This window comes from Plebeiibacterium sediminum (assembly GCF_026013605.1).
Classification (GTDB): domain Bacteria; phylum Bacteroidota; class Bacteroidia; order Bacteroidales; family Marinilabiliaceae; genus Saccharicrinis; species Saccharicrinis sediminus.
The window spans coordinates 24416-43915 of record NZ_JAPDPJ010000044.1 but is presented as its reverse complement, the minus strand read 5'-3'; the positions used below and the strand labels follow the sequence as shown (position 1 = coordinate 43915).

General features: G+C 34.7%; 19 protein-coding genes. 10 read left to right on the top strand and 9 right to left on the bottom strand.

Going from position 1 to position 19500, the window contains the following annotated elements; translation table 11 throughout:
• Positions 1-63: 63 nt before the first annotated feature.
• The 7 genes from kamA to OM075_RS16670 all read right to left on the bottom strand — a co-directional run bounded on the left by kamA (position 64) and on the right by OM075_RS16670 (position 8244).
• Positions 64-1341 (bottom strand): lysine 2,3-aminomutase, encoded by a 1278-nt coding sequence (gene kamA / locus OM075_RS16700; protein ID WP_301191681.1) that lies wholly within the window; start codon positions 1339-1341, stop codon positions 64-66.
• A gap of 97 nt (positions 1342-1438) precedes the next feature.
• Complete coding sequence (gene kdd, locus OM075_RS16695; RefSeq protein WP_301191680.1) at positions 1439-2482, bottom strand: L-erythro-3,5-diaminohexanoate dehydrogenase; 1044 nt, start codon at positions 2480-2482, stop codon at positions 1439-1441.
• A gap of 19 nt (positions 2483-2501) precedes the next feature.
• Positions 2502-3326, bottom strand: a complete 825-nt coding sequence (gene kce / locus OM075_RS16690; RefSeq protein ID WP_301191679.1) for a 3-keto-5-aminohexanoate cleavage enzyme — start codon at positions 3324-3326, stop codon at positions 2502-2504.
• Positions 3327-3413: 87 nt separating this feature from the next.
• Positions 3414-4190: a CoA-transferase subunit beta gene (locus OM075_RS16685; protein ID WP_301191678.1), complete on the bottom strand. Its 777-nt coding sequence runs from the start codon at positions 4188-4190 to the stop codon at positions 3414-3416.
• Between the two features lie 153 nt (positions 4191-4343).
• Positions 4344-5327, bottom strand: a complete 984-nt coding sequence (locus tag OM075_RS16680) for a CoA transferase subunit A (protein WP_301191677.1) — start codon at positions 5325-5327, stop codon at positions 4344-4346.
• Between the two features lie 35 nt (positions 5328-5362).
• Positions 5363-6628: an aspartate aminotransferase family protein gene (locus OM075_RS16675; protein WP_301191676.1), complete on the bottom strand. Its 1266-nt coding sequence runs from the start codon at positions 6626-6628 to the stop codon at positions 5363-5365.
• Between the two features lie 326 nt (positions 6629-6954).
• Positions 6955-8244, bottom strand: a complete 1290-nt coding sequence (locus OM075_RS16670; RefSeq protein ID WP_301191675.1) for an OmpP1/FadL family transporter — start codon at positions 8242-8244, stop codon at positions 6955-6957.
• Positions 8245-8587: 343 nt separating this feature from the next.
• Here OM075_RS16670 and OM075_RS16665 point away from each other — a divergent pair, with 343 nt between their 5' ends.
• The 10 genes from OM075_RS16665 (at position 8588) to OM075_RS16620 (ending at position 16771) form a co-directional block, all read left to right on the top strand.
• Positions 8588-8890 (top strand): ArsR/SmtB family transcription factor, encoded by a 303-nt coding sequence (locus tag OM075_RS16665; RefSeq protein WP_301191674.1) that lies wholly within the window; start codon positions 8588-8590, stop codon positions 8888-8890.
• Positions 8891-8980: 90 nt separating this feature from the next.
• Complete coding sequence (locus tag OM075_RS16660) at positions 8981-9217, top strand: thioredoxin family protein (RefSeq protein WP_301191673.1); 237 nt, start codon at positions 8981-8983, stop codon at positions 9215-9217.
• Positions 9218-9223: 6 nt separating this feature from the next.
• Positions 9224-9703 (top strand): nitrophenyl compound nitroreductase subunit ArsF family protein, encoded by a 480-nt coding sequence (locus OM075_RS16655; RefSeq protein ID WP_301191672.1) that lies wholly within the window; start codon positions 9224-9226, stop codon positions 9701-9703.
• A gap of 2 nt (positions 9704-9705) precedes the next feature.
• Positions 9706-10416, top strand: coding sequence for an aromatic aminobenezylarsenical efflux permease ArsG family transporter (locus tag OM075_RS16650; RefSeq protein ID WP_301191671.1), 711 nt, complete (start codon positions 9706-9708; stop codon positions 10414-10416).
• Positions 10417-10446: 30 nt separating this feature from the next.
• Positions 10447-11490: a permease gene (locus tag OM075_RS16645; protein WP_301191670.1), complete on the top strand. Its 1044-nt coding sequence runs from the start codon at positions 10447-10449 to the stop codon at positions 11488-11490.
• Positions 11491-11653: 163 nt separating this feature from the next.
• Positions 11654-12595, top strand: a complete 942-nt coding sequence (locus OM075_RS16640) for a sensor histidine kinase (protein WP_301191669.1) — start codon at positions 11654-11656, stop codon at positions 12593-12595.
• Complete coding sequence (locus OM075_RS16635) at positions 12592-13236, top strand: response regulator (protein WP_301191668.1); 645 nt, start codon at positions 12592-12594, stop codon at positions 13234-13236. Before OM075_RS16640 ends, OM075_RS16635 begins: the two co-directional genes overlap by 4 nt.
• Before the next feature lie 319 nt (positions 13237-13555).
• Positions 13556-14581: an inorganic phosphate transporter gene (locus OM075_RS16630; protein WP_301191667.1), complete on the top strand. Its 1026-nt coding sequence runs from the start codon at positions 13556-13558 to the stop codon at positions 14579-14581.
• Between the two features lie 118 nt (positions 14582-14699).
• Entirely contained in the window at positions 14700-15482 is a 783-nt protein-coding gene (locus OM075_RS16625; RefSeq protein WP_301191666.1) for a 4Fe-4S binding protein, read from the top strand.
• A gap of 155 nt (positions 15483-15637) precedes the next feature.
• The gene (locus OM075_RS16620; RefSeq protein ID WP_301191665.1) at positions 15638-16771 is read left to right on the top strand and encodes an MFS transporter; all 1134 of its coding nucleotides are present in this window, start codon (positions 15638-15640) and stop codon (positions 16769-16771) included.
• Positions 16772-16831: 60 nt separating this feature from the next.
• Here OM075_RS16620 and OM075_RS16615 read toward each other — a convergent pair whose 3' ends face one another.
• Positions 16832-17149, bottom strand: coding sequence for a heavy-metal-associated domain-containing protein (locus tag OM075_RS16615; protein ID WP_301191664.1), 318 nt, complete (start codon positions 17147-17149; stop codon positions 16832-16834).
• Between the two features lie 112 nt (positions 17150-17261).
• Positions 17262-19472, bottom strand: a complete 2211-nt coding sequence (locus OM075_RS16610) for a TonB-dependent receptor plug domain-containing protein (protein ID WP_301191663.1) — start codon at positions 19470-19472, stop codon at positions 17262-17264.
• Between the last annotated feature and the right edge of the window lie 28 nt (positions 19473-19500).

Genomic DNA, 19500 nt, shown 5'->3' with positions numbered 1-19500 from the left:
TTATTTTTAGTCAACTGCCTACTGCCCTCTGCTTACTGTCAACTGCCTACTGTCAACAATATTCTAATGCTTTCCATTTGTTCTTTGCTCTCTTCTTAATTCTTGTGGTTTCAAAGTTCCTCCTTCATTTAATAATTTAGCCACACCATCTTTTGCCCATAAAAACTCATTCTGACAATATTCGCATTTTTGAGGATCGTGACTATGGTAATCAGATGGCTGCGTGTAGCTTGATAACATACCCTCATAATTTCTAAGGACTACTCTTTTTTCAGTTTGAGATATCAAATAATCGGGCATAACAGGTATTTTGCCTCCTCCGCCAGGAGCATCAACAACAAAAGTTGGAACCGCCATTCCTGAAGTATGACCTCTTAGATTTTCAATGATTTCAATACCTTTTGAAATAGTTGTTCTGAAATGAGATATGCCTTCAGATAAATCGCATTGATAGATATAATAAGGTTTCACTCTGATCATTAGTAAATCGTGAACCAATCCTTTCATAATATTCGGACAATCATTAATGCCTTTTAATAGCACGCTTTGATTACCCAGTTGAACACCTGCATTAGCTAATTTTTCACATGCTTTTTGTGCTTCAATAGTTACTTCTTTAGGATGGTTGAAGTGTGTGTTTACGTAAACCGGATGGTGCTTTTTTATAACCTCGCACAAATGATCAGTAATACGCTGTGGAAGAACCACAGGCATTCGACTGCCTATTCTAATGATTTCAACATGATCTATTTTTCTGAGTTCAGTTAAAATATAGTCAATGCGTTCATCGCTTAAAACAAGAGGATCACCACCGGAAATAATTACATCCCGTATTTCAGGAGTATTGCGTATGTAATCAAAATCTCTTTGAAGCTGATCTTTCCCGGAACTAGTATCTGTTTCACCAACAATGCGGCGCCGGGTACAATGGCGGCAGTACATAGAGCATTCTCGTGTAACCATTAACAAAACTCTGTCAGGGTATCGATGAGTAAGTCCTGAAACCGGAGAATCGCCATCTTCATTTAAAGGATCATTAAGATCTGATGGATCAACATACAACTCCTTTAATTGGGGAACAGCCATTTTTCTAATGGGACAATCATTGTTTTCTTTGTCCATTAAAGCTGCATAATATGGGGTAATAGCCATTTTAAACTGATCCAGTGTTTGCGACAAATGATCACGTTCTTCCTCGTTCAGTTCTAGTACCTTTTCAAGCGTAGGAATATCTCTTATGGCATTTCGCATCTGCCATTTCCAGTCATTCCATTCCTCCTCTGTTACATCCTTGAAAAGAGGAATATCCTTATAATTAACATGTGCGAATTTTCTTTTCATTATGTAGATTTTTTTATTTCCTAACCCTTCTCCCTTCTCCCTTCTCCTTTTTCCTTTCTCCTTTCTCCTTTCTCCCTGTTCCCTTCTCCCTATTCCTCTACGTGTACAGCTCTTCATAAAGCGTTCTTATCTTTTCATTTCTTCTGATGATATCCAGGGCCAACTGTGCATGTCCGGCAGCATAGCCATTGCCAATAAGCATGTCAACATCTTTACCTATGCCTTCAGCTCCTAAAGCAGATTTTGTAAACGAAGTAGCCATGCTAAAAAAGTAAACCGTACCACGGTCTTTACACATTAGTATAGAGCCCATTTCGGTATTAGGAATGTTTACATTATTGATGACAACATCAGCCATAGATCCACTAGTGAGTTCTTTTATGGATTGGTAGCATTGCAAAGCATGGCTTGCATTAAGCTTTATTACCTGATGGCACACATCAACTTTTTTTAGCCGGCTTATATTTTCATCATTATAATCAATGCCAATAATCAGCCCTTTATCACCAACAATTTCTTTAGCAGCAGCACAGCAAAGCATTCCTGATTTACCTCCGGCTCCAATCACAACAACTGTATCATCTTTTTTTACCAAACGTTGGGTCTGTGCCGGAGCACCACAAACATCAAGAACAGCAAGCGAGAGTGTTTCTGAAATATCAGCTGGAAGTTTGGCATAAATTCCACTTTCGAATAGAATAGCTTTAGCGCTGACTTTAATCTGATCAATTTCAGGTTTGACTTCAATTATCTCATCGATCTTTAAGGGTGTTAACGATAATGACACCAGTGTTGCTATTCTGTCACCAACTTTGATATCAGATTGCTGCTGAATTGCAGATCCAATTTTTTCAACTGTACCTATGAGCATTCCTCCAGATCCTGTCACCGGATTTTTCAATTTACCATGCTGGGCTACAATATTTTTTATGATAGATTTAATACGGCTGATGTTACCATTTGCCTGTTCTTTTATTTGTGTGAAACTGGCTGAATCAATATTTAAAATATCCACATCAATGCGTATTTCATTGTCATATAACAGATCCATGTTGTTATTGACAACAGTTGCTGGTTGAGGTAAAACGCCTTGTGGTTCAATCACTCTGTGTGTTCCGTATTTATTTCCTTTTAATTCCATATTCTACTAATTAACAGGCTTATATTCCTTTTAATTGAAAAAGTGCTCTTACATCAGTGGGAGTTGCAATTTCATACCCGGCTTCTAAGGCTATTCTTGCAGCTCTTTCTACCATTTGGGCGTTACTTTCAGCCAATACGCCTTTGGAGTAGTAAACATTGTCTTCGAAACCAACTCTTATAAAACCATTACCAATGCTTACCGCTCCATACTGGGCTGGCAGACTGGCTTTTCCAATTCCCATTACAGTCCAGTAGGCTCCTTCTGGTAATCTGTTTACCAAAAATTGTAACAATTCAACATCATAGGGAATTCCTCCGGGTACGTTCATTACTAATCCGTAATGAAATGGAGGTTTTAATAATCCTTCTTTTATTAAAACATTGGCTGCTGTGATGTGTGAAATATCAAAACACTCCAGAGTAGGATGAACATCATATTTTTGCATTTCTTTAGCGAAACGTCTCATTGTTGGTAGGGTATTTACAATGTATTCATTACCAAAATTCACAGTACCACAATCTAACGAAGCCATTTCCGGTTGAAGTGCTTCTATTACAGCAACTCGATCATCGTCGGTCATTCCAACTGCTCCACCAGTAGTTATTTCAATTACGATGTCACACCTTTCTCTAATTAGCCGAATGGCTTCTTTAAAAATCTCAGGATCCTGAGTGGGATTGCCATCTTTATCACGAACATGAAGATGAACGATACCAGCTCCTTTTAAATAAGCTTCATAAGTCGATTGAGCAATTTCGAGAGGTGATAATGGTAAATTGGGATTTTGCTTTCGAGTGGTTTCAGCTCCACAAACAGCGCATGTTATCATCATCTTGTTCATAGTCGTGATTTTTATTTGTTAACAAAACACCCCTGGGGGTTGGGACACATAGATGTATATTTTACATTGGATCAGAAACCTTATTAGCTAGCTTCGTCCTATGATGACTTGCGTAGGATCAACCTTTTCTCTTAGTGTTTTAAGTTCTTCCTCTGTTGGCTCTAATGTTGTTTCAAATTGATCTGGTATTAATATTTCAAATTCAGTATTCTCCTGTACATCTGTCATCGTTTTGCCGGGATGTAAGGATAATAGCATCATTTCCTTAGTTTCGGTATGATAACCATAAACACCAATATCTGTTATTACTTTAAAAGGACCTGTGTTAGCAGGTAATCCGGCATCATATCTGGAATTACCTCCCTGTAAATATCCCGGCGTGGTTATAAAATCAACTTTATTGGCAAATCTTTTCTGGTTTTGAGGCGTTACTACCAGGGTTTTCCAGCAGAGAGATGCTAAGTCGTTGGCTCCACCACTTCCCGGAAATCGTGTTATAGGTTTATAGTAATCATTGCCAATTATGGTTGAATTCAGGTTTCCATACTTATCAATTTGTGCGCCGCCTAAAAAACAATAATCCACAATCCCTGCCTGGCATAATTCCATGATTTCTGCCATAGAAGTAGCTTTAAGCGCTTTATGTGTCGTTCTTGAATCTCCAACAGAAATAGGCATGGTTGGCAGGATAGGAGCGACGCCTCCGGCCTCAAATAAAATGGTGAGATTAGGGGCGTGAGTCATTTGTGCCAACATTGCAGCAGCACAAGGCACTCCTGTTCCAACAACAACCATTGCTCCATCCTCCAGATTCCTGGCTGCAATAGTAATCATGAGTTCCATAGGATTGTATCTTGCCTTCATGGTCGATTTAGTTTATTAGTTTCAAAAACTTCGAGTAAGGCTTTATCGGGCCTGTTATTGCAAAGACGATTAAGGAACGGTTCTTTGTTTTATCCAGCCTTTAAAGAACCGTTCCTTTCTTTATGGACTTTATATTTATTTTTGAGATGCTCATTAATACAAATGTTCCAGTCGTACCAGTTCTTTCATATTATTCATTCCGCCATTCTTTTCCAGATATTCATAAAAGTCTGCAGAGGAGTAAATTTGATGTTCTATAAACTTTTCAAATGTTTCCTGATCTTTTTCTGCTAAAAGCCATTTTTTAAGATGGGTTTCATCAGAAAAGTACTCACCCGGCATATTGCCTGGATAGGAACCATATGGTACTTCAATTACAGCATCTACATACCAATATGGGATGACTGTTTTTTCCGGTTCGCGTCTTATTTCTTCGTTGCTGATGATCGTTTCTGTAGTTATGATAACTTTTCTTGAGGCTTTAGAAATATCATCATCAGCTACAAGTATTCCGTTAATCTGACAATTACCAAATACATCGGCTTTATGAACATGAATAATGGCTACGTCAGGATACAGAGCTGGTAATGCGGTCAGTTTTTGTTGTGTAAAGGGGCATTCCATTTCAATAGCTGCAGAGTATTTAAATGTATCTGTACCTAGCATTACTCTGGCTGGCAGAAATGGAATACCCATGGCTGCAGCCTTAAATCGCCATGCTAATGCCGCATTTGACCATTCTGTAATTTCAATATCTCCGGACTCAAAAATACGTCTTGCATTTTTTGATAATCCCCGAGCTTCCAATCCAACAATATAGGCAGCATCACATCTGTTAAAACATTTGCCTGCACTTAATAACTGGCAATCATGGGTAGAAACATGTCCTGCAAAACCCAGATTTTTTTTCTTTTGACGTAGAATTTCATGGATAATTGCAGTGGGTATTCTAACACCTCCAAATCCACCAATAGCTAAATAATCACCATCCATAACCAGTGAACTTACAGCTTCGGATACAGATGTAAGTTTATTTTTCATGGCTTTATTCTTACCTTTAAAAAATAATCTCATATCATCTGTATTTGGAGCACCAAACAATTTTCCTAGCCCTTTATGTAATTCTTTTTCGTTCATTGTTTTTTGTTGTCAATTATCTCTTGCTTTATCTTTTATAAAACAGCCTTATATTCATACTTTTTTGTAAGGTAAATGAGAGACTCTTCAATGGCGCTTATGGTATAATCCAAATCTTGCTGCGTATGACGATAGCAGATATATCCGTGATGATAGGGTTGAAGAAATACTTTTCTTCTTATTAATTCAGTATAGAAATCATTTCTCTTGGCTTTGTAAATACCATCATTGTCTTTATCGAAAGTGATAAACATCATGGGTGGAATTCCACTAATTCTTGCACCTACAGGATACTTTCTTAACAGATTGCCAACTTGTTCATTAAAATGTGCTCCCTTTTTCCAGATCGCCTCAATTACCTTTTCCCGCTCAAGTATTTCAATGGTTTTAAGTGCTGCAACATAGCTCAAACTGTTTGGGAAAAAAGTAGAAGATATAAATACATTACTTTCACCTTCTTTCATGATATCTGCTTTTCCGGTTACTGCACCTATAGGGTAACCATTGGCCATTGCTTTGCCAAAAACAGCTAAATCAGGTGTTACTCCATAGTATTCTTGTGCCCCTCCTAAAGAAACCCTGAAACCTGTTCTTATTTCATCGAATATTAAAACAGTATGATAATGTTCACACAGTTTTTTAACACCTTCCAAAAATCCTTTTTCAGGTTCTTCGATAGGAGCTGCCAATGGATGTCCTAAAGGAGTAATTATAACAGCTGCTGTATCGTTTATATGCTCCTGTAATAACAATTCCAGAGATTCCAGACTGTTGTATTTAAACTCGTAGACATCTTCGTAAAGTTTTTTGGGGATACCTCCTTTTACCTCAACACACCAGTCGTGCCAGCCATGATAGCCACAGCGCATTACTTTATTTTTTCCGGTATAGGATCGGGCTAAACGTATGGCTGTAGTAGTAGCATCTGAACCAGTACAAACAAATAAACTCATCTCTGCACAGGGGATCAGTTCATTCAATTTTTCGGCAAGTTGATTTTGATACCTTTGAGTTAAAGAAAAGCAGAAGCCTTTATTTTGAATTTGATTTATCACCGCCAGGTCAACTTCTTCTTCTCTGTTGCCTAAAATAGTAGGTCCGTAAGCACACAAGTAATCGATATATTCATTACCATCAATGTCCTTAACTCTGCCGCCTTTACCTTCATCAAAATATATTGGGAACTCACCAGGAACAAAATTGTAAGGACGTCGGATGCCGAGTACACCACCAGGAATCAGCGCTTTTCCTTTTTCAAATTCTGCAAAAGATTTCTTTAAATTTAGTTTCTTTGTTTCCATACTTCAGAAATTGGGCGTTAAACAATAAAACGGGATGATAATGCCCAGCCATGAGTATGTAAACGGAATGTAAATTTTAGATTTTAAATAGTCAAAGTGGGCAATAAGGGTTATAAGGAGCACAGGCGGTCTGTCACCTCGATTCTTTCGAACTTATCATACATAAATTTGAAAATCCAAATCATTGCCTTAGATTGATTGTTAAATATATAACATAAATATACTAAATATGTTAAAAATATAACATGATATTTTGCAGTATTTGACTAAAATGCATAAAAAAAGCCGGAAAAATCCGGCTTAAAATCAAATGGAATAACAATTATTTAAAATGTAAATGCAATTTCTAATTCAAACTGATTCATTTCAAGTTCAATCGTTTGGTTATAACCTACAGGATTACCTGTATTGTCAAATTCAAAATCCAGTGGATTGTCTCCTTTTACAGTTGTTGACGGTGCATATACAATAGAAGCATGAATACCTTTACCGGATTCTCCAAAATATTTTGAACAGCCAATGGTAATATGGTTTTCAATGACTCCGGGAGCTAATATATTGAACATTACTTCAGAACTGGGGATTGGTTGTTCGCAATGTGAATATCCAGCTCTTAAAGTCCAGTTTTCAATTCCGGAATATTCTGTACCGATTTTAATTACTGAAATATCTTCCCATCCAAAACCCGATCCATTATCGTCACCAAGCATTGTAGTCATTACATTCATCTTATTCGATACAGCTGCAACATCCGAATAATTAATCATTTTGTAATCAGCCATCACAGCCCAATTATTGGTTATTTCGTATGCTAAACCCACAGTCCAGGTTGAAGGAATATCAAAGTCTCCCTGTTCAGCAAACAGACCCGCGTAATCATCAAATTCACCCATTAAAAGTTTTGACTGATAGCTTGCTCCAAGGGTTAACCCATCAATAATTTCGCCCATATAACCAATTTTTATTCCATAACCAAAAGAACCATCAGTTCCATTATCAGTAAGTTTTGATGGATTACGTGACATTTGAGAAAAGCCAATAAGCCCTTTTGCTTCAAAATACTGATAGGCGAGAAGAGCTGTTACACCCAAACTGTGTTTTTCTGCAATTTTGCGTGAATAAGTTAAGCCCACAAACATTTGCGCCAGATTTACACCAGTTCTTCCCGGAGCGCCAAAAGTTCCCATTTTAGTCCCTCCCATATCACTCGGTGGATAATCAGTATTCATACCTCCGTTACCAAATAGGGTGGCTGAAAAACTGCTTTGTTCATTAATCATCCAGTTAGCGCCCATACTAGGCATTAAAAATAATTTTGAATCACTTTCAACCGTACCAGGCATTAATCCAAAAGTTCCGGGCTTCATGGATGGATTGCCAGTTACGGTATATTGCCTGTTCGGATTAAAGAATCCAACTCCTATTTGATACTTTTTACCAAGTAAAACATGACCAGCAGGGTTGCCATTTAAAAGTGAGTTTTTGTACCAGGCAATGCCGGCTCCGGCTAAGCCTTTGTTCTGAGCACCATATCCAACTCCAAAATATCCATCAGTTGCATAAGTTGGAGATGATAAAAATAAAAGTACCAGAATTGCTAAATAGATGTTTTTCATGTGTTTAGTTTTTTAAATTGCCACATGGAACTCGCCGAAAAAACAATCATTCTCCTGAGGGAAAAAAGTTTCTCATGGCTCGTTTCATAGATTTAAATTTTTAATTATAGCTGATTCGAGTCTATTATTTATTAAACATCTAAAAATGTATATATAAATAATAACTAATATAGAAATATTTCTCTATATATAAGTATAAAAACGTTACAAAATGTTAAAATAAAATTGTAATCATCAGATATATTGCTTTCTGAGTGTATCAGGTAAAGAGTGTTTTAAAGAAATTTGAGAAATAAAGAGAAGTTAATATATTTGTTCGTAATTTTACGAAATAAAATACTGAATGAGTTTTAAATTAGAAATAGAAACAGTACGACAACAGAAGTTAGCACGATATGCTAAAGCTCTGGGACACCCCGTACGTGTGTATGTATTAGAACTGTTATCAAAGCAATCATGCTGTTACAGTGGTGATATTTCGCAAGAATTGCCAATTGCAAAATCAACTTTATCTCAGCATTTAAAGGAGTTGAAGGATGCCGGACTAATTCAGGGAGAAATAGAAGCACCAAGGATTAAGTATTGTATTAATAAAGAAAACTGGGCAGAGGCTCAACTTTTGTTTAAGGAGTTTTTGAAGATGTAAAAAAATTTAAGAATGATGTTCGTAGATTTGCGAATTACGAATTGAATGGTGTTTAAATAAGGAGATCATTATTTATAAAAAATTTAAGATATGGATATTAAAGTTTTAGGTACAGGATGTACCAAGTGTAAAAATTTAGAAAAAGCAACAAGAGAGGCTGTTGCTGAATTAGGTGTTGAGGCTACAGTTACTAAAGTAGAAGATATGCTTAAAATTATGGAGTTTGGAGTAATGACTACACCAGCACTTGTAGTAGATGGTAAGGTAGTTTCAAAAGGAACTTTACTCAAAGTAGATGAGATCAAAAAATTATTAACCCAACAATAAAAAATTATGAATTTCATAAAAGTATCTTTATTAAGCCTAATTGCTGTTATTGCATTTAGTTGTAATTCTTCCTCACCAAAAACAGAGGCTAAAGTTGAAGAAAAATCTTGTGCTTCAGAAGGATGTTGCTTGGGATCTTGTTGTGAAAAAGCTGATCAGGAAGTTGCTGCAGCTGATGATATCTCAGATTCAAAAGTTCAGGTTTACTATTTTCATGCTACACGTCGTTGTGCAACATGTCAGGCAGTTGAAGAAGTAACAAAAGAAACTATTGAGCAAAACTTTATAGATCAGGTTGGCTTTGTATCTATCAACAGAGAGAATGAAACAGAACTTGCAGAGAAATTTAAAGTGAGTGGTCAGACCTTATTAATTGTGAGTGGAGATAAGAGGATTGACCTTACTTCAGAAGCATTTTTAAATGCACGAACTAATCCGGAAAAACTTACCCAAAAAATTGTAGCTACAATTAACTCTTTATTATAAGTATGGATTTTCTTAATAGTCTACTAGAGAATGCACAAGTGCCCTTTTTATCAGCCTTTATTTTGGGACTGATGACTGCCATTAGTCCTTGTCCTATGGCTACTAATATTACTGCTATTGGTTTTATTAGTAAGGATATCGAAAACAGAAAGAAAGTATTTATAAATGGTATTGTTTATACTTTAGGAAGAAGTATATCATACTCAATTTTAGGTGTTTTGTTTTATGTAGGCATTAGTCAGTTTGCATTTGAAAGTGCCTTGCAACTTTGGGGAGAAAGACTGTTAGGACCTTTATTAATAGTAATTGGCGTTTTTATGCTGGGAATCATAAATATTAATTTCCCAGCATTATCAAAACTGACAAATAAATTAGAAGAGTCCTCAAAAAATAGCTTTTGGGGTGTTCTTTTATTGGGAATTGTATTTGCGCTTGCCTTTTGTCCATATAGTGGGGTGTTATATTTTGGTATGTTGATTCCAATGGCACTCAGTAGTGTCAGTGGATTGTATTTACCTTTTGTATTTGCCTTAGCTACAGGAATTCCGGTTATTATTTTTGCATGGATTTTAGCTTTCAGTATTAATGCTGTTGGTGGAATATATAATAAGATGAAATCTTTTGAATATTGGTTTCGAAGGGTAGTGGCTGTCGTGTTTTTAATAGTGGGACTTTATTATTCAATTACCATTTTATTGGGTATTCAATTATAGATAAATCACACTTTTATTAGAATTAATTTTATGATACAGAAAGTTATAGCAATAAATAAAAGTAATAATGCCTGGGTTCTTCCCTTGCTAATGTTACCAATATGGGTGTTGATTTATTGGAATTTGCAGCCAATGGCCGATTTTCTGACCGAATCAGTATTCAACTTACAATCAGGAAGTCATCTTACTGAATCCATTCGATTTTTGATTTTTGAAGTTCCAAAAGTGTTGCTTCTATTGGTGCTTATTATCTATTTTGTAGGAATAGTACGCACCTATTTTTCTCCAGAAAAAACAAGACGTCTTTTGGAAGGAAAGTCTCTGTTTACAGGAAATATTCTGGCTTCATTGCTAGGAATTGTGACTCCATTTTGTTCTTGTTCTGCCATTCCTTTGTTTCTCGGATTTGTAGAAGCAGGTATTCCTATTGGAGTTACCTTTTCGTTCCTTATTGCTGCGCCAATGGTTAATGAGGTTGCTTTGGTTCTGCTAGTTGGATTGTTTGGCATTAAAGTGGCTTTAATTTATGTAGTAACAGGGTTACTTGTGGCTATTTTATCTGGATGGCTAATCGGAATGTTTAAGCTGGAAAAGTATGTGGCTGACTGGGTATTTCAGGTTAAATCGGGACAAGGTGATTCTGAAGAGGAAAAGATTACATTCACAGATAGAATTCATTCGGGTTATAAAGCAGTAAAGGAGATTGTAGGTAAGATATGGATATACATAGTTTTAGGTGTGGCTGTGGGAGCTGGAGCTCATGGTTATGTACCGGAAGATTTTATGGGAGCTTTACTGGGTGACCAGAACTGGTATTCTGTACCGCTTGCCATTTTAATTGGTGTGCCGATGTATTCTAATGCAGCAGGTATTATTCCTATAGTCAGTGTTTTAATGGAGAAAGGCGTTTCTCTTGGAACAGCATTGGCTTTTATGATGTCTGTAATTGCTTTATCGCTTCCGGAAATTATTATCCTAAAAAAAGTATTAAAGTGGCAGTTAATAGCCATTTTTGTAAGCATTGTAGCATTGGGAATTGTAATGGTTGGCTTTATATTTAATTATCTGATGTAACTAATCGTATCATGATATTTCAAAATCCAAAATGCCTTAGTGTTTTGGATTTTTTTGTTTTATAATCTGAATGCATATTGACTTTTAGCAATCTAATTATAGTTACATGTAAATACGATTAAAAACGTATTCTTTTCATTTATAAATCTGCTAAATTTGTTAAATGATACTTCAAATTGCTATAATTCTATCTGTATTATTACAGTTTGCTGCTTTTGTAATTGCAATAAAACTTATTCCCAGAACAAAATTTAATATTGCCTGGATTAGTATTGCCATTGGATTTTTATTGATGGCTTTACGACGTTTAAACGATTTATATACTTTATTGTATGCTAAGGATGAAAGTTTTCAGGCATATATTGGAGGGTGGATTGCAGTAGTTATTTCTATAACCATGTTTATTGCATCATTTTATATTCATAAGATTTTCAATTTGATTAATAAGTTATCGGATTATAGAAAACAAAATGAAGCAAAAGTTTTGGCAGCAATTATTTCAACAGAAGAAAAAGAACGTAAGTATTTTTCAAAAGAGTTACACGATGGTTTAGGTCCAATTTTATCATCTGCAAAAATGAGTATATCAGCAATTGATAAAGCTGATTTGACAGAAAGAATCTCAGAAATTTTGAGTAAAACAGAGGTTGCTATTGATAGTGCTATTATATCAACAAAAGAAATATCATACCATTTAAATCCTCAGATATTAGAATTTTATGGTCTTGAAAAGGGGATAAAAAATTTTATACATAATATTGTTGTCGACAGAGATCTTGTGGTTAGATTTGATTCAAATCTGAAAGACTTGCGTTTATCATATAATGTTGAAGTTATTTTATACAGAATCTCATGCGAATTAATAAATAATACCTTAAAGCACGCTTCAGCATCTGATGCAAGTATTAAACTATTGGTTGATGACAGCAAATTAATATTTATGTATGAAGATAATGGAGTGGGATTTGATATTGATGAGGCTATGGATCAGGGAATGGGACTTACGAATATTTATTCCAGGGTAAAATCAATAAATGGTAGAATTGAATTAAAAAGTCGTAAGGGTAAAGGTGTTTATGTGTTTATTGAGCTAAATTTAAAATGACAGGTTTACATATAATTATCGTTGATGACCATGATCTTTTTCGCGAAGGTTTAAAGTTTTTATTGTCAACAAGTAGCTTTATTTCTCATATATCAGAAGCTAAAAATGGAGATGAATTTATCAATAGTATTCAATCTACTGTACCTGATATTGTTTTAATGGATATTGAAATGCCGGTAAAAAATGGAATTGAGGCGACTAAAGAAGCGCTTCAAATCTTCCCATCTCTCAAAATCATCGCTCTGTCAATGTATGCCGAAGAAAATTTTTACAGAGATATGATTGATGCAGGAGCAAGGGGCTTTTTGTTGAAAAATTCGAAGTTTAAAGATGTGGAACAGGCCATTGCGGATGTTTATGATGGTAAAAATTACTTTTCGCCGGAAATACTTAATTCAATTATTAAAAATTTAAATAAAAATAGTACTTCCAATAAAGAGAATACAGAGCTTTCAAAACGAGAACAGGAAGTTTTGTTTCACATTTGCAAAGGATTGTCGAATCAGGAAATTGCAGATGTTTTATATATCAGTAAACGTACAGTTGATAAACACAGAGAGAATATTTTACTTAAGTCTCAATCTAAAAATACAGCAGAATTAGTAGTGTATGCTATTAAGAAACAGTATTTTGAATTGTAAATCATAATTCTACGTATATATGCGTATTATAAAAAATACGTTTTTCCACTATTAAATTCGTTGGTTTCATTTATGATCTTTGTTTTGTTCAAAAAATAAGGATATATGCGTTTTCTGGAATCATTTGTTAATCCCGGAAATAAAAAAATAGTATCTGAATTTATCTATTGCAATGCATATGGATATTGACTATTAATATCCTTCATTTTCATGCTTTTTCTTTTAGTAAATGGATTGTAATGTGCAATAGATGAAAGCGTTGTATTAGATAAATGAGCCAGTTTAGAGTTCAGTAGTTTTAACCAATATAAAAAAAAATATGATTATTCCTTTTTTAATTCCTTGTATCATAGCTATGTTTTTAGCTATTAATATGGGAGGTAGTGGAACTGCACCTTCATTTTCTGCTATTTATGGAGCTGGAATTATAAAAAAAAGCCTGATCCCCGGTTTGTTTGGAATCGCAGTTTTTCTTGGAGCTATTTTGGGAGGTAAAGAAACTGCAAATACTTTAGGCAAGAGTATTTTGGCGCCAGAGTTAATGTCATACCCTGTTGTGTCAGTTATTCTGTTTTCAATTTCAATTTCGTTACTAATAGCTAACCTTTTTGGGGTACCTCAGTCCACAAGTCAATCTACTGTGATGGCAGTAACAGCACCTGCCGTTTATTATAATACATTAAATACGCATAAGTTATTCTATGAAATTTTACCCACTTGGTTTATTATGCCATTATTTGCATTTGTTATTTCCTATTTGATTGGTAAGTATATATACAAACCATTACGTAGGAAGGGATTTACCAGTATTTCATCTTTTAATAATAGTTTGTGGCTGAAAAGCATATTAGTGATCATGTCTTTGTTTGTAGCATTTTCTATTGGCACCAATAATGTTGCTAATGCAGTTGGTCCAATGGCTAGTTTAACTTTTAATGTTTTAAATGTTCGTCAAGAGTATTATGTACATGTGTTAATCTTAGCCACTTTAATTATTGCACCGTGTTTTGGAATAGGTAGTTCTTTATTTGGGCATTCTGTTGTTAAAAATACCGGAAAAGAAATTGTTTTATTTGGGAAAATAGAAGCGGCTATTATTGCATTTATTTCAGCAAGTTTATTACTAACAGCCTCATTGATTAAAGGGATTCCAACCTCCTTGGTTCAATTGAATGTTGGTGCTATTATAGGAATAGGTGTAGCTAAATTAGGATATAAAAATATTTTTAGAAAGACTGCTGTAAATAAGTTCTTTATTATTTGGATGGTGTCCCCGGCTATCGCTTTTTCTTTATCATATCTTTTGGTATTTATTGTTGATAATATTGAATTTCAATATCTGTAAATGATTGTTAACTGAATTCAAAATATAAAAATCTAAGCACACTCTTTATTATTTCAATTATAATTAAAATATAATATTGAGAATATTCTTACTTTTGCAGCCCTAAAGAAATAAGATCATGACTCAAAAAGTACATTTAGTATATTTTTCACCAACTAATACAACAAAAAAGGTTTTAGAAGAAATAGCCAAAGGTATTGGGTTGGAACAGATCTCGAATATCGATTTAACAAAACCACTTCAATTAACAGAAGAAATTTCAGATCGTATAGTTTTGTTTGGTGTTCCTGTATACCGCGGCAGAGTCCCGGCTGAAGCCAGTGAACAATTGAAAAAGATTAAAGGCAGAAACTCAAAAGCAGTATTGATCGCTGTATATGGAAACCGGGATTATGATGATGCGCTACTTGAATTGAAAGATATTACTGAAGAATCAGGTTTTAAAACCATTGCCGCAGCAACTTTTATTGGAGAACATTCTTTTTCTACGGAGCAATTTCCAATTGCTGTAAACAGACCAGATGTTAGTGATCTAACAAAAGCAGAACAGTTTGGAAAGAAGATTAAAAATTTACTTGAAGATCCTGCCAGATTAGGTAAAACATTTGATGTTCCAGGTAACAGACCATACAAAGAATTGGGTGTTATGCCAGAAGTATCTCCGGTTACTGATAATCAAAAGTGTGATCAGTGTGGTGTCTGTATTGATGTTTGTCCCACCAATGCAATTCTTTTGGATGAAGCAATTAAAACAAATTCTGCCTTATGTATTTTATGTTGTGCCTGCGTAAAATATTGTCCAAACGAAGCTCGTTATAACGATAGCGATTTTGTACATACTGCAGCTACAAAACTTTACACTTTTTGTTCTAAGCGGAAAGAACCTGAGTTTTTTATGTAAAGTATTTTAGGTTTGAACCTACTTTGTCAGGATATTAATCTCACTATTAACGTTTTTGTTATAGCTTGTTAACTTGATTAATTCACCAAATATTTCCAGTACATTTGTAAGCTCTGAATTTCAATATTGGAATTTCATATAAATCTCAAAAATTTATGCTTAAGGAAATTAGGAAAAATCCTATGTATTGGTATTTGCTATTGTTGACAGTAGCAATAACAGCAGGGTTTCAGGCATGGCGAACTTTATTTAATAATTATGCTGTCGATGAGGTAGGAATCAACGGACTTCAGGTGGGAGTTATTCAGTCAGTACGCGAAATTCCTGGCTTTTTAGCTATGCTTGTCGTTTATTTGTTGCTGATTATTAAAGAGCATAAATTGGCTGCGGTAGGAACCCTCGTGTTAGGAATTGGTGTTGCCACAACAGGTATCTTTCCTTCATTTTTAGGCTTAGTTTTTACAACACTAATCATGTCGTTAGGATTTCATTATTATGAAACCGTTAATCAGAGTCTCACCTTACAACATTTTTCATTACAGCAAGCACCTATAGTTATAGGTAGTATTAAAAGTTATGGAGCATTAACCAATATTTGTGTGGGTGGTATTATTTGGTTGCTATCAAAATACTTTGGTTTATCTGAGTTATTTATTGGATTTGGTATTGTTGTTATGTTGGCTGCCTCTTTTGCATTGACCAGAAAACCTATAAAAAAAGAACTACCAGCACAGCAGAAAAAAATGGTCTTCAAAAAGAAGTACTGGCTTTTTTATGTATTAAATTTTTTAAGTGGTGCTCGTAAACAAATATTTGTGGTATTTGCTGTTTTTATGCTGGTAGAAAAATATCAATTTAAAATAGAAGGTGTTGCCATGTTGTTTGTGGCCAATAACATCATCAATTATTTTATGGCTCCTGTAATTGCAAAGGGAATAAACAGATTTGGTGAGCGTGTTATTTTATCGGTTGAGTATATCTTTTTGATATTAATATTTCTTTCCTACGCCTTTATTGAGGACAGAATAACAATGATTGTGTTGTATATTTCCAATCATATTTTCTTTAGTGCATCCATGGCAATAAATACTTATTTTCAAAAAACAGGTGACCGTGAGGATATTGCACCATCCATGGCCGTTGGATTTACAATCAATCATATTTCAGCGGTTGTTATTCCTGTGATAGGAGGGGCGTTGTGGATGTTAAACTGGAGGATTCCATTTATTGCAGGAGCTGTAATTGCTGTGTTTTCTTTATATTTTGCTCAGAAGGTAAAAGTAGATTAGTAAATACAAAGAAGGGCAGAAAATCATTTCTACCCTTCACAAAATACTTTAGTATTTTTACTACTTCTTTTTAGAAGCTTCTTTTTCTTTTACAGCAGCTTCATAACCTAAATTTTCAAGTGCTTTTTGAATATTTTCAGTCGTATTTTTGTCTTCTTTAAAAGCTACAGTTACTAATTTTTGATCCAAGTCAACCACAACTTTTTTAACTCCTTTTTCATAAGGAATATTTTTCATGATTTTTTCCTTACAAGCATGGCAATCAACAGAACAAGTGTAAGTTACTTCTTTTACTTCTGCTTTTTTATCCTTAGCAAAGGTTGTTGTTAAACCAATAAAAAGGATCATAACTGTAAATAATAATTTTAAATTCTTCATAGTAATTTGTTTATAATGATTATACTTTTTAGCTAAAAGCAGTTGACTTATAGCTTTTTAATTTTTCAAATATTGAGGAAACTACTTTATCCTTGTTTACTTTCTCCTTTGTTTATTCTTTACTTAAATTATATTTGATACCCACATATACCATTCCTCCGTATAAAGGGCCCCAAACACGAGAAGCATCAAACTGGTCTCCAAAAGGATTTTCCGGATCAATAATGGCATTGTCTTGTGTAAATTCACCAATATTTTCGCCGCCAACATAAAAGCTCCAATTGCGATAATTTTTTGTTACCTGAGCCATCATTACCATGTAATTCTCTGACTCATCAGCACGAGTATTTTCTATAGAGTTATTCCCTGTTGAAGGAAGTCGTTGCTTTCCATTGAACTGAGCTGTTAAGTCAAACTGCCATTTATCAAGGTTTGTGCGATAAGAGCCGGACAGAAGTCCTTTATATTTATTTACAAAAGGAACATCGTTTTGCTCGCCACTGAAAGTGCTTTGTACATCATTAATTCTATAAGCAGCAGTCAAGTCAAAACGTTTAAATACTTCCATAGTTGATTCAATTTGGAAAATATTTGAGTATGATTTTCCATCCAGATTATAGAAATGTACCTCTTGGCTATTTCTATCCAGATCCACAACCAATTGGTTTTCAAAATCAGTTCTGTAAAACTCTAAATTTACATTAAGCTTTTTTTCTCCAACAGGAATTTCATTAACCATGGCAATTCCATAATTCCAGGCTTTCTCTTGCTTTATTTCTTCATCGAAAATAAAAGATTTTGAACTGGCTAAATAATTAGAGTTTTCACTAATTGCATCAGGAGTTCTGTATCCTTTACCAGCGCTGGCTCTAAATGTGATATGTTCTCCAATATTGTATTTTGCATGTACTCTTGGTGTAATAAATCCATCATGTAAGCTACTGTAATCATATCTTAAACCAGCCATAAATGTAAATTTATCACTTGGAATATAATTGTACTCAGCAAACACACCGGGAGTAGTTTCAGTGAATCCAACATTTTCTGTACTTCCATTAAATACAGCGTCGTTATTATCATAAACTAAGCTAGCTCCTGCATTGTAGGTATGTCTTGTATCTCCAATGTACGATTGATAAATAATGTTGGCGTAAAAATTTTGCTGAGTTACATTAAATGTGTTATTGCCATAAAATGAGTTTCTGTCAAAATAATTATAAGATAGAATTGTTCCCAGACTGGTAGATGGTCTGTTGAAAATAAAACCATTTTTTGCAAAAGCATTAAAACGCTCTACATCAACATCAATACCATATAAAGACTGTTCTGATTGATCTTTATTGTGATCAAAACCTTTTTGTCCGCCTTCTCTTTTTTCGTTGATATACGAGAAGCCAAACTTAGATGTGAATTTTTCAGATCTATAATTCCATTGATTAATGATGTTTCCCATTTTAGCCAATGGTTTATCTAAAAAGCCATCATCGTTCATATCCATCTCTCTGAAGTTTCCACTTCCCTGAACCATTAATGAGGTAGACCATTTGTCGTTTAAACTAAACGCATGACCAAAAGTAGCTTCAGTTTTGCCATCCTGGTTTCCATACAGATAAAAATGCATTTTTTCTGTACCAGAAGGCTCTTTGAGCTGAATGTTAATTTGACCGGTGATGGACTCGTATCCATTTTTTACAGCTGCAGAACCTTTTGATATTTGAATGCTTTCCATCCATGTTCCCGGAACATATTCCATTCCAAAAGCAGACTCTGCTCCACGTAATGAAGGAATATTGGCCATTGTTATCTGAGAGTATCTTCCGGATAATCCCAATAACTGTATTTGTTTTACCCCGGATACAGCATCGGCATAAGCGACATCAACAGAGGCATTGGTTTCAAAACTTTCAGAAAGGTTACAGCAGGCACATCGTTCCAACTCTTTTCCATTTACCTTTTGCACATATAAAGGATTCATTTTAGAAATGGATGTTGATGCTACTCTTTTGGCAACAACAACTTCTTCTAATTCAGCACCCTGACTCATGTACACCTCGAGAGGTTTCTCATCAATGACTTTAATGGTGTCATTTTGATATCCCACATAACTAAAAACCAAAAGGTTTTGTTGGTTTACAGGATTTAGTTTAAACGCCCCGTTACTATCAGTTATTGTTCCAACGGTAGTACCTGCCCAATAAACATTAACGCCGATAAGGGGTACCTGTTTTTTATCTTTTTTTTCGAGTACTTTCCCTTTAATATCACCAGCATAGGCTGACAATGAGAATAGCATCGAAAAAACTAAAATGTATAGTGATTTCATTACTTTAATAATCAGATGTTTCGTATTA